Genomic DNA, 12,176 nt, shown 5'->3' on the forward strand with positions numbered 1-12,176 from the left:
AATAGCTATTTTGTTCGTATTAATTCGTTACCTGGAATGTAATCGCATCCAAGTTTTGTGCTACCCCATCTGGCCCAACCCCAACAATATCGTAGATCATTACAACAGAACCCGACGTAATTCCACCTAGCGCCGTTTTCATCGCTCCCGAGAACGAAGCTCCAGAAGACTGATAAGGCCCTATTGGATCTACTCGAGGTTTAGCAATATACATATTAAACTTCGTGATACTAAATTTAGCATCAAATTCAAAATTATCCAACGATGCCGAAACGACATTTTGCCCTCTCAATTGTGCTGCAGATACACGCCCACCAGTTTTGCCTGCTATACGAGCAGTCGGTTTAGGAATACGTTTCACACGAAACTTTGTACTACCTAACTGTTGTGTCTTGTCTCCTATTTTCGCAGAAACATTGATAGTAGCCTCGCCTGTAGAAGTTACCCGTGCAGTATATTTGCCGCCGGATCCAGAAATCGAAACATTCGAACCCGAAACAAGCAAATTCTCTTTTGGGATACCTGGTGCCGATACCGAAATTGGATTATTTACACCAATATACAATACGTTCATCGCATCCGGGGAGACGACAGCTGAAGGACGGGCAACCTGATAAGTCATCGGTTCTGTTTCGTACGTTTTTACCGTTCCATCCGTTTGCTGAACACGAATAGTACCTCTCCAATTAAACACCCCTTCACTAGAGGTGTTAACACTGTATGTTCCTTGTCCTTCTGTAACGGGTAAAGCGCTTCCTCCTACAGAAATCTGAGGCGAAGACTTGGAATCATAAGCGGTTAAAAAAACTTTTGCAGTATAAGGCTGACCCTGTATTAAATACGAGGTAGGTGCAACGGCTACTGCGGCAAACTTATCCAAGTTTACGACTGCCTGATCCATCTTGCCAAAAATATGCTTTACGACTGCGGATTCGGCATTCTTTGCATCTGCATTAATTTTTTCTAAGGCTGTGATAGCTGCCGTCAATGGAATACCGTCGCCAAAATTAGCTTGTTCCCAAGATTTTTTAACACCACCACGAGGTGCAGGATCTTCCGCAGATAAAGTAAAGCTTACCTCATCATTTGTTAATTTTTTCAATTCTGCAGCAGTAGAATTGATCATACTTCTAAGTTCTTTACCGCGCCCTTGATTAATCATCAATCGTGCGGAAATATCGGTACTGCTTCTGAACTGAACATCACCTGTTTCTTCATTCATACCGCCGCCTTCCGCGGTCAATAACTGATTATACTCCTTAAGTTTGGTGGTCAATTTACCAACCAAAGTCTGTGCCTGTTCAGCCTTCGTCAAAAGAGGCTGTGCACGTTCAGGGTTCTCTTTCATTTTGGTTTCTCGAAACGCGAGAAACATATTATCAATACCTGATTGCGTATTTTGCGTTGAGGTATTTAAACTATTACCAAGATTTTTAAACGCATCTAATATCGAATCACTTACATTTAGTGCTACTAAGCCTAGCAACACTAAATATAAGATACTGATCATCCGTTGCCTTGGTGTCTCTTTTTGTCCTGCCATAATCTGTAATTTCCCTTATTCGCTTTCTAGATCAAACTACTATTTATGAACGATTCGCATTCATAGCAGACAACATATTGCCATATATGGCATTCAACGAGGTTAAATTTTTATTGAAAGTACCCACCTGTTCTTTAAACTGTAACATATCAGCAGAAGATTCATTAAAGGTTTGCAAATCTGCTGCCGCGCGCTCAAAAGCATGGCTCAATTGGGAAGCTCCAATGGAAGCCGCATTTAATTTGTCAGCAAATTGATTGGTAGCCACAGCTGTATCCGCTGCTTTAGAAATGGAAGCTACTTTATCCCCGAATGTACGCAGGCCATCTCCTAGATTACCGATCAAGTTTTCGTCGATCTTCGCATCTTGCAACAGTCTATCCAAGGCGACGGTATTGCCGGTCGCAACAGGTTGAGCTATATTTGGAAATGCGCTTCTTGTTGGCAGTTCGCCACTAAATTCCTCATCCAACTCTGGATAAACACGCGTCCAATCCACATCTTTTTCTGCAGACATGAATCCCATAATAAAGAATAAGAAGGCTTCTACCGCTAGACCAATGCCAATCATCCATTCACCGCCTTTGAAATGTAATATTTTAAACATTAAACCGATAATAACTACTGTCGCACCCCAATTGATCAATGTATTGATACTAAAACCGAATTTCTTTTTCTTTGCCATTTTTTCGTCGATATAAATTTATAATTTCAAATAGTTAGTAAGCTACTCCTGCATACTTTGTTACAGATCTAAAACCAATGTATGATTTTGCTGTATCTTGATACTCGTATTGTCTCGCCGAATTCTGCAAGAAATATCCTACATCTTTCCAAGATCCCCCACGTACTACTTTACGTTTCATTGTCTCGTGATCTGTTGGTTTCGCATGATAGGTATAAGTTGGGTTCATATCATGCACAAAAGAGTATGCGGACTCGTTATAACTTGATTGCGTCCATTCTGCCACATTGCCAGCCATATTGTATAATCCAAAATCATTTGGAAAATATGCATAAACCGGAGCGGTGTAAGCAATCCCATCATCAATATAATTTCCTCTTCCGGGTTTAAAATTAGCCATTAAACACCCTCTTGCATTACGCGCTGAAGGACCGCCCCAAGGATATTGCATACCTATCTTACCACCTCTAGCTGCATATTCCCATTCAGCCTCAGATGGAAGTTGATAGTCAAATCTCGGATTTTCTTTGTTTTTGGATGCTGCATTATTAAACAGCTGGGTTCTCCAGGAGTTGAACGCCTGCGCCTGTCTCCATGTTACACCTACAACCGGATAATCGTCGAATGAAGGATGGGAAAAATATCCGTTTACCATCGGTTCGTTAGCCGCGTAACTAAAATCGGCTAGCCAAACAGTCGTATCTGGATAGACCAACATGGTATCCCGCATAATAAAATCTGACCGTGTTTTATTGGGATCTCTTTTACCATCTACCGCAGCCCGCAAATCATACCATTCATAATGATATTTCAATAGACGTACATCTAATTCATTCTTTCCAAAGATGCGGTCTTCTCCCTGATAATACATACTGGACAATCTTTCTTTCTGATTTTGATCGGAGGTTCCCCATGGCGACTTTTTATACACTTTATCCCAATCTATAAAACGTTCGCCATTGGTGCCCTGTATAAAGTACGTATCATCTCCCAAAAAATTGTGGATAAGAATCGAATCACGAACCCAATATACAAACTGTCGATATTCGCTGTTGGAGATCTCTGTATCGTCCATATAAAAAGGCGCAATTGTAACCTGACGATTTTGAGCGGTTTGGGAGAACGTGATATCTTCATCGGACTGGCCCATGATAAATGTGCCGCCAGGGACCAATACCATCCCATAAGGGGTTTTATTAGCCTTTAACTTTTCAAGTCTAACACCCACTAATTCGCCCGAATTACCTGGCCCTTTACAACTGATATTCACCATCGAGGTAAACACGATTAAAAGACCAAATACAATTTTATACTGTTTGTAATTCATAAAAATTCAATTCTAAGCTTAATTTACCATAATCCGTTCTCAAAAAGCGTGTACAACTACAGGTTAAGTTTCTTACCACAAAGCACGCACAAAAAAAAACAAAAAAATGTGAACCTAACACTACATTTAACATCTTTTAACGTAAAAACTTCTGAATATAAAAAAAAGTAGTGACTTCACTACTTTTTTTTCTGAAAGATTCTATTTCAAAGGGCTCCCAAGAACCTTCATGTAACTTTCATCTTTGCTAATATTGCTCCTAATCATACAAGTTCTATTTATTTACCTGCTTGATATATTGTTCAACTGCCATAGTCATACTCGGCGCTGCTGGTGTTGGCGCCGGGATATCGAGGATCAAACCATGATCTAAAAGAGCCTGTTGTGTGCTCGCCCCAAAAGCAGCTATACGGGTATTATTCTGAACAAAGTCCGGAAAGTTGTCATATAAGGATTGTACACTCGAAGGACTAAAAAAGACGATCACATCATAGAAAACATCTTTAAGATCTGTAATATCCGTTATCACCGTACGGAATAAAACGGCAGGTGTAAAATTATAACCGTTCTCCTGTAACCACTTTTGCGTTTCTTCGTTGGTAACATCAGAACACGGGAACAAAAAATTTTCCTTACTATGTTTTTTTAACACTTCTTCTAGATCCTGTGCAGTCTGCTTACCGAAGAAAATTTTACGCTTTCTATACTGAATATACTTTTGCAAGTATAACGCGATAGCTTCGGATATACAAAAATATTTCATCTCTGCAGACACTTCAAAACGCATCTCTTCACATACGCGAAAGAAATGATCTACTGCATTTTTACTTGTAAATATGACAGCAGTATAATCCGCAAAATTGATCCGATCTTTACGAACATCTTTTGCTGATACACCTTCAACATGTATAAATCCACGGAAATCTAATTTCAAATTATACTTTTCTGCTAAAGTAAAGTATGGAGACTTGTCATTTTCAGGTTTGGGTAAAGTGACTAAAATGCTCTTTACTTTTTTGGCTCTTGCTACATCAATCTGCATAAAATTCTTTTCTTTAATTACTTAGTGCTTTCACTAATATTAAAATCGGCGTGATTTCGAGACTGCAAAGATAAAGAATTAAATAAAAGATTGAAAACTTATGATTACCTAATAATCCCCAAGCTGTTCGTAAAAACCTATACAGAAACAGAATAGATACAATTATCAAAAACAAAATTAACAAAAAATTAAAGTAGGACGTCGGTAAAAACGTAACAAATAGCAACATCGGCATCAAAAAAAGCATACTATTAAAATACACCAAGTAAAGTATAGTAATGTATTCCCGCACCATTCGTTCAATTTCAAAGATGAAAGCGATGATACGAATAATTAATATTTTAAGCCCAAAAAGTAAGGCAACTATTCCCGAAATTTTAAGAAAATTCACTGGATTAAGCGAATTTATATCGTCAAATCGTGATTGATAAATCAATAAAAACAGCCCCAAGGACAAACTAAAGATTATATACAAAAAGATATAAGGCCAAGAGGTCATCATGTTATCTTCTTTACTAATCTGCTGAAGCTCCCGCTCGTTATAATAAGATTCAATGATACGCTGAAAATCTACAGGAAAGAAAAATCGAATCAGTCCAATACCAAGGATTAACAATATCAATACACCAATTATCCAATCGGGTCGCTGGGCTTTAAGGAATGAAGGAATAATATTAATTCTTTTTTCTTCGATTAAATGGTTCGAAAATGTAATCCATCTCATGAAATCGTTGCCTTTCACAATAAGATTATCTCGATATTTTTCCACAAAGTAGTGTGCTCTATCTGGATTAACAAAAAGTAGATCTAAATAGGAAGCATCTACGTTCTGATTAAACCCACTATCCAACCGAACAGCTGTATCTTCATCTTGAGATAAGGTATCTTGATTTTGAGAATAACCAATGGACAGCCGGGCTTGCGAGTTCACCGTATGTAAACCGAACAACCATAAAAATATAGTCAACAGATAATGCCATTTTTTTATAGGTTGCCGTTTCGTGCCTAGCGTATTCATTGCTCCCAAACTTAGATAAAATGCTTTGCATTCACAAGCCCAACATCGTGAACTCATACATACTATTGAAACCGATTGGCGGTTAAAGGCGCCTGCGAAACGCATAGACGCGAGTAATCTACTTAATCACCTGACGATAAATATCCGGAAGATTGCGGCACTGCCCATTGTAATCAAGACCATAACCCACAACAAATTCTTTCTCGATCTCAAACCCTACGTACATGATATTATCAAATGGATAGGTTAAACAGGAAGGTTTTAGAAGTAACGTGCATACCGCAACGCTGTTCACCCCCAACGCTTCCAACGCATCCATCGTATGTTTTAATGACTTACCGGTATCCACTATATCCTCGACAATGATTACATCTCTTCCCTGTAAATCCATACCTACACCTAACAATTCGCTTACCTTCCCCTGATCGACCCCGTGATAGGACGCCAGTTTAACAAAAGACATTTCACAAGGCACGTGCACCTGCTTCATCAGATCGGCCATAAACATAAAACATCCGTTAAGCACGCCGAGAAATACCGGATGCTTATCTTCATACTTTACATTGAGATCAATGCCTATCAAACGGATACGTTTCTTGATCTGATCGTATTCTATAAACTGTTCAAAATATAGATCGTCTATTTCTATGGACTTCATGCTTAATTCCTTTCTTTATCAAACTTAGATAAAATGCTTTGTATCTATTTATTGCGGAAATAGTTTATCCAAAATAGATTTTTTTGTTTTTTCTTCCATCTCGATATCACGCATGATTTGTTCATGTTCGTCAATTACATCCAAATCATACGTAGCTGTATCCCTCATTATGGGCGCCGCTGGCCTTAATTGGGGTTGTAAAACGACTTCATAGAACCCATAATTATCGGGGACAGAAATGTTTTTCAGTTCACCCATTTTATGCATGATATAGCCATAGGTATTAAAATGCCGTTGTACCCATGGTTTAAGCTGGCCGGTATAATCGAACGAGTTCAAGCCCGTTTTTGGGCGGGGAATAATACTGGACAGAAAGAGGCTTTCGCCTATATTCAGGTCGGCTGGCTGCTTTAAAAAATAATAATTGGCTGCTTCCGATATCCCATATACATTCCTTCCCCACTCAATCACATTCAAATAAACCTCAAATAACCGATCCTTGCTCACCTGCCCAGAGGATTCCATGAGCCAGACCAATAGGATTTCTTCCAGTTTCCTATTCATCGTTTTTTTTCTGTTCAGAAATACATTCTTCACCAGTTGCATAGAGATGGTACTAGCCCCCCTTTTAAATTTCTTCTCTTTAATATTTGTCGCTATAGACAGTTTGAACGCTTCTTCTTCAAATCCATTGTGCTTGTAGAAGAAAGGATCTTCTGTGTTCCGAACTGTTGTTTTCAGGATATCTGATATGCTATTTAAAGAAACGAATTTCGGATTCTCCGGACCGACAACAAAAGTTCGCAACATCGTCGTATCATCATATGCTTCGTACACAAAGCTGGAATTCAAGCTATTGATATCTGCCTTTCCCCATTTCACAATTTTTAAATCTGCATCATCGATACGCGACTCAAATATAAGATTGTCAGGATCGTCCAATACGACCGAAAAATCCAAATCATATTTCACTTCGCCTTCTACTTTTACACCATCCAAACTCTCAAATAGACCCTGCGGAATGGCGTCAAAAAAATGCTGGACGTTGAACCTGCCGGTATGTATCGCCAGTTCAAGTTTCCGCTGAGGCTTTAATGTATATTTCAATATCGGGCTTACGGTAAAATCTTCTACTGTTACACGGGTACCCTCGCTCAAGGCTATATAATCATTTGCAACCTGAATCCCCCCCTCAGCTATGCCATGAGGAAGAACAATGTCCTGATCGGATAATCGATAATGATTGACCACAAGATTTTCGTACTCCCATCCTCCTTCGAGAAACAACAGGTTCTTACTTTGTTTCTTAATCCGGTTGAGATCGAAAACCAGCTTATCGAAACTTACTTTCAACCCATATTTACTCTTCAAGAAAGGAACTTCCGTATTTTTATCTTTTGCAGAAATGGCTACTTTGAGCTGCTGTGCGTCTCCGTCGACATGTCCGTTCAGTATCCATTCGGCATCGTGTTCGTTTAAGAACATACTGGTTTCAAAATCTCCATCATCAATGATTGCTTCTGGAATCCGAATCTTTTGCGATGTATTCTCATCCTTATAGGAGACTTCAACGTTCACCATTTGCATGTCATTCGGTATTTTCGAAAATACCTGCTTTGCAATTTTTTCAACGAACTCCGCAAAATTGCGTTCTGTTGGCTCTTCTATGACGGTTGTGTCCTTTTCTTTTTTTCGGAACAAAAAGTCATAGTTGCTCACCGAATCTTTCTTGACAAAGGCAACCTTTCCATCGTACAAATGGAGAGCTGCAATTTTAATATTGCCAAACAACAACGGAAAAAGTCGGATAGAGACACTCAATTTTTGGATCGTCGCCAAGGTATCCCGATCTTCGGGAACCACAACAACATCTTCCAGCACCAACGTACGAAGACCTTCAAACTGATATTTTTGGATTTGAAGATCTACTTTATATGTCTCCTTAAGTTTACGTTGCGCCTTACTAACCGCTTCCTGAAGATAAATATCTCTTTTAGACAGACCTACGGCTACTCCCACACCCACTAGTACGAGTAAGGTAACGACAATTATTCCAATCCATTTTTTTTGATTGGCGTTTATTTTTGGCAGATACTTATCTAACATGCTCATTTAAAAATTCTCCAATAAACTTAGATAAAATGCTTTGTATTCACAAACAGGACTATTTCGGACGGAACTATAACAAATGAGGCACTTTTAACTGCTTATCTAGCCCTAATCGTGCACGGAGGGAATGCATAAATTTGTCTCCAGGGTCCGTTTTAGCAGTGATATAAGTTGGATTCATTTCTTTCCACCAAATCGTACCGTTGAATGCCTGGTATTCGTGATGACCTATCACATATTCAATAGCATATTTAGAACGTAAATATTTTATTAATTTAGTATTGGAATTTAACTGTGCTTCAGTAAGCGGGTTTTGCGCTGATCCAATATTTTCAATACCAATAGCACAATAGTTTAAGCCAATAGTATGTCTTGCAAAGAAATTCTCCGGTAAAAGTTGATAAATAGTTCCGTTTCGTCCAATCACAAATTGCGTGGACACATTGAGTGTGCTGGCCGTCTGTAAGTCTTTCCGTCCGGGAAGATACACTGGATTAAACGTTTTGACCGTGGCGTTTACGCTCATATTTCCCGTCCAATGCACCACAACCATTCGAGGGATGATCAATGCGGTATCGGTGTGTACTCCGTGACGCTTCAGTAAATATTCCAAAGACAGGCGCTCCCGCTCCGAATTCCAAGTAATAGGACGTTTATAGATAAGCGGTTTCTGCTGTGCTTTTAGGAGGGAAAAACCAAAAACACAGATCAACATCAAGAATATTGCATATCTACTTAACACTTTTCGCCATATATTCGCTCTCGTTGCCTAAGCGGTCTATTGCTTGAACGGCTACAGCATTCAAATTTTTACCATTTTTGGACTTTCCAAATTCCATCGCTGTGATATTTGCGTCCAAGATCTCTGTTTCCCAAGTATCGCCATAGCGACTGTAAAGCACCCAATGGAAAACTTGATCGGGTTGTTTATGTAACCATTTAGCAAAAATATTGCCGTTTTCCATTGTCAGCAATAACGTGGGTTGTAAAAGCGGATTGGCCGCCAGCCAAGGACTTTTAGGAATAAGCGATTTTTGCTTGTACGGTCCGTTACTAATCCGGCTTAGCATCGCCGGGCTCTTTGTAAGCCCAGCTATACTCCAATGTACTGCGCCCACACTGTTTGGTGTAATTTGTCGTGTCGCCTCGATTTGGTTCACAATCTCCGTAGGCTTGTCGGATACGCTTACACCTACCGTGTTCAGCCCTGGCCATAGATGACGGTTGTGCGTATTTTCTGATTGCCACCATTTCAGGAGTGCGGTAAAGCTTTGTTTCGAAGGATTAATAGGCCAGTACAACTGAGGTGTAAAATAATCAATCCATCCTTTATTCAACCACAACTTGGCATCTGCATACAATTCATCGTATTGTGAAGAGCCTGTAACTCCGGCTGGATAACCGGGCTTCCAAATGCCAAAGGGACTAAGTCCGAATTTGACATAGTTCTTTTCGGCTTTAATATCCGCATATACGCGTTCAATAAATTTATTTACATTATATCGACGCCAGTCTGCACGCGATAAGTTCCCGCCTGCATTACGATACGCATTCCATGTTTTGTTATCCGGAAAGTCTGCCCCCCCGTTGTAAGATGCGTAAGGGTAGAAATAATCATCGAAATGAACCCCATCAATATCATAGCGCTTCACAATGTCTTTTACAACGGCAGCGGCGTGATCTTGCGTGCGCTGATCGGCAGGATCAAACCAATACATTCCATTTTTTAACCGCACGACGTGGTCGGATGCACGATTGACCATGGATTGCTCGGTTACGGATCCACCATTGGTATGATGGGCGCGATAGGGATTAAGCCAAACATGTAGCTCCAAACCTCTTTTATGCGCTTCTTCAACCCAAAATTCTAACGGATCATAGAAAGGGAACGGTTTTTTGCCGGTTTCGCCAGTCAGAAAATACGACCAAGGTTCATATTGACTTTGGTACAATGCATCAGCAGATGGCCTGACCTGAAAAATAACCGCATTGAAGTTATTAACTTTTAACATATCCAACAGCTGAACAGCTTCCGCTTTTTGCTGTTCTGTAGAGAGGTTATTCTTGGACGGCCAATTAATATTCGCAACGGTCGCGATCCAAGCCGCACGAAATTCGCGTTGAACACGAGGCAACGTTACTTTAATAGATGTATCTTCTTCTTTTGTATCTTCTTCTTTAGGTGTGACCACCTGTGTATAAACTGGCGCACGCAACGCCTCTTTGGCTTTCTCAGGAGTTTGCTCTTTCTTTACTGTATCCAACTTCACAGATGTGACCGTACTTTCGACAGGATTAATTAACGGAGTTTTATTACGTTTAGATGAGCATGAATAAACTAAACATGCCACAATCCCCAATAGGGTCAAAAACTTGATAACTTGAATCTTCATAGTCTACAAAGCTACGTTAAAAAACACAATAAGATTTGCTTCATAATTAAAATCACGCTATTACCATGATTTTTTTACAATATTTAACGCTCTAAATTTTCAATTTTACTCCTTTTGTGATCCCATTATCGCTTTACCTTTTAGAAAGACGTGCTTTATTTCAAAATTCGCGTTAAATACCAAAACATTAGCTATAGACCCCCTATTCAGATTGCCTATTAACGGATTTTTGATCAATCGTGATGGGTATAGGGTCGCCATCCTTAGCGCTTCGTCCAACGAAATACCGGCATGATTCACGCAGTTTTCGACGGCTTTTAATAACGTCAAAGCAGAGCCGGAAAGTGTTCCATCGGGCAGAACATAATGATCTTTTTTCAGAACATGCTGATAAATACCTTTACGGCAAGAAGCTACCGCATCCGTGATAAGAAAGAGACGATCTCCCAAAAGCTTTTTACTTAATTTGACCGCTTCATAATCAACGTGAATACCATCTACGATAATAGAAGCACTTACTGTTTGGTGATTGAATACAGCTCCGGGAAGTCCCGTATTACGGTGGTGTAAGACTGACATCGCGTTCCAAAGATGAGTAACCGCATCGATCCCTTTGTTAAAAGAAGCTGACGCCTCTTCGAAGTTCGCTGCACTGTGCCCTGCACTGACCAGCACCTTGTATTGTTTTAATACATCCAAACACGCATCATCGAGTAGTTCTGGAGCTATGGTGATCATCTTGACAACATCATTAGCGTCCAAAAGCAGCTCGTTTATCAGGGTTGGAGAAGCGGAGATAACTAAATCTTCGGGATGAGCTCCTCGCTTTAGCGGATTCAAAAAAGGACCTTCTAAATGTAAACCCAAGGCAACCGTTGGATCTGATTGTTTAAAAATAGTAATGGCTTTCTTAAATACCTCCAACGTATTGGTCGCTAACGTCAAATAAAAAGAGGTGCAGCCTTGCAATAAAAGCTGTTTTTCAATAGCATATAGTGATTCTTGTGTCAGTTCGGCGGAAAACAGCTGATCTCCGGTTCCGTAAATTTGCAAATCGATCATTCCTGGGCAAATGTAAGCTCCAGCGACATCCAAATGTTCGTAATCTTCTGGAATCTGATCTATAGGGACAATACCGACTATATGCTCTTCATCCAATAATAAACTCTGCTGTTTAATAACAGCATATTGATTATAAATGATCCCATTGATCAACGCTATTCTGCAATTCATCCTGCAATATAATAAAATGTGCAGCAATTATTTGGGCTTTACACACTACCGTCGTAACTTAGCGCTATGGACCAAGATCAAAAGACAAGAGTATCGGGATCATCGAAATTTAATATTCGTGCCATGCGAATAATGAACCTTATCGCTATTTCGGTATTCATCTTGGCT

The 12,176-nt window shown here is 39.7% G+C and carries 10 protein-coding genes; all 10 read right to left on the reverse strand.

Annotated elements, in window-relative coordinates; all coding sequences use genetic code 11:
• Positions 1 to 19 precede the first annotated feature (19 nt).
• Positions 20 to 1,543, reverse strand: a complete 1,524-nt coding sequence (porM, locus tag FAZ15_RS05895; protein ID WP_136900387.1) for a type IX secretion system motor protein PorM/GldM — start codon at positions 1,541 to 1,543, stop codon at positions 20 to 22.
• Positions 1,544 to 1,586: 43 nt separating this feature from the next.
• Positions 1,587 to 2,228 carry a type IX secretion system motor protein PorL/GldL gene (porL, locus tag FAZ15_RS05900; protein ID WP_136900388.1) on the reverse strand — a complete coding sequence of 214 codons (642 nt, stop codon included), beginning with the start codon at positions 2,226 to 2,228 and terminating at the stop codon, positions 1,587 to 1,589.
• Positions 2,229 to 2,262: 34 nt separating this feature from the next.
• Positions 2,263 to 3,555, reverse strand: coding sequence for a T9SS ring complex lipoprotein PorK/GldK (gene porK, locus FAZ15_RS05905; RefSeq protein ID WP_136900389.1), 1,293 nt, complete (start codon positions 3,553 to 3,555; stop codon positions 2,263 to 2,265).
• Between the two features lie 274 nt (positions 3,556 to 3,829).
• Positions 3,830 to 4,597: a uroporphyrinogen-III synthase gene (locus FAZ15_RS05910; protein WP_136900390.1), complete on the reverse strand. Its 768-nt coding sequence runs from the start codon at positions 4,595 to 4,597 to the stop codon at positions 3,830 to 3,832.
• A 13-nt stretch (positions 4,598 to 4,610) separates the two neighbouring features.
• Positions 4,611 to 5,672 carry a DUF4271 domain-containing protein gene (locus FAZ15_RS05915; protein WP_238387166.1) on the reverse strand — a complete coding sequence of 354 codons (1,062 nt, stop codon included), beginning with the start codon at positions 5,670 to 5,672 and terminating at the stop codon, positions 4,611 to 4,613.
• Between the two features lie 61 nt (positions 5,673 to 5,733).
• Positions 5,734 to 6,273 (reverse strand): hypoxanthine phosphoribosyltransferase, encoded by a 540-nt coding sequence (gene hpt, locus FAZ15_RS05920; RefSeq protein ID WP_136900392.1) that lies wholly within the window; start codon positions 6,271 to 6,273, stop codon positions 5,734 to 5,736.
• Between the two features lie 48 nt (positions 6,274 to 6,321).
• On the reverse strand, positions 6,322 to 8,379 hold the full coding sequence (locus FAZ15_RS05925) for a transglycosylase domain-containing protein (RefSeq protein WP_136900393.1): 2,058 nt from the start codon (positions 8,377 to 8,379) through the stop codon (positions 6,322 to 6,324).
• Positions 8,380 to 8,452: 73 nt separating this feature from the next.
• Entirely contained in the window at positions 8,453 to 9,124 is a 672-nt protein-coding gene (locus tag FAZ15_RS05930; RefSeq protein WP_238387167.1) for an N-acetylmuramoyl-L-alanine amidase, read from the reverse strand.
• Positions 9,114 to 10,775, reverse strand: a complete 1,662-nt coding sequence (locus FAZ15_RS05935; protein ID WP_136900394.1) for a glycoside hydrolase family 10 protein — start codon at positions 10,773 to 10,775, stop codon at positions 9,114 to 9,116. Before FAZ15_RS05935 ends, FAZ15_RS05930 begins: the two co-directional genes overlap by 11 nt.
• A gap of 105 nt (positions 10,776 to 10,880) precedes the next feature.
• Positions 10,881 to 12,008: an N-acetylglucosamine-6-phosphate deacetylase gene (gene nagA, locus FAZ15_RS05940; protein ID WP_136900395.1), complete on the reverse strand. Its 1,128-nt coding sequence runs from the start codon at positions 12,006 to 12,008 to the stop codon at positions 10,881 to 10,883.
• Between the last annotated feature and the right edge of the window lie 168 nt (positions 12,009 to 12,176).

It is taken from the genome of Sphingobacterium olei (assembly GCF_005048855.1).
Classification (GTDB): Bacteria; Bacteroidota; Bacteroidia; order Sphingobacteriales; family Sphingobacteriaceae; genus Sphingobacterium; species Sphingobacterium olei.

Bases quoted from the DNA above. Each gene is read 5' to 3' on its own strand.
- FAZ15_RS05915 (WP_238387166.1), bottom strand. From the start codon at position 5,672: ATGAGTTCACGATGTTGGGCTTGTGAATGCAAAGCATTTTATCTAAGT.
- porK (WP_136900389.1), bottom strand. From the start codon at position 3,555: ATGAATTACAAACAGTATAAAATTGTATTTGGTCTTTTAATCGTGTTT.
- FAZ15_RS05910 (WP_136900390.1), bottom strand. From the start codon at position 4,597: ATGCAGATTGATGTAGCAAGAGCCAAAAAAGTAAAGAGCATTTTAGTC.
- FAZ15_RS05935 (WP_136900394.1), bottom strand. From the start codon at position 10,775: ATGAAGATTCAAGTTATCAAGTTTTTGACCCTATTGGGGATTGTGGCA.
- hpt (WP_136900392.1), bottom strand. From the start codon at position 6,273: ATGAAGTCCATAGAAATAGACGATCTATATTTTGAACAGTTTATAGAA.
- porM (WP_136900387.1), bottom strand. From the start codon at position 1,543: ATGGCAGGACAAAAAGAGACACCAAGGCAACGGATGATCAGTATCTTA.
- FAZ15_RS05925 (WP_136900393.1), bottom strand. From the start codon at position 8,379: ATGTTAGATAAGTATCTGCCAAAAATAAACGCCAATCAAAAAAAATGG.
- porL (WP_136900388.1), bottom strand. From the start codon at position 2,228: ATGGCAAAGAAAAAGAAATTCGGTTTTAGTATCAATACATTGATCAAT.
- nagA (WP_136900395.1), bottom strand. From the start codon at position 12,008: ATGAATTGCAGAATAGCGTTGATCAATGGGATCATTTATAATCAATAT.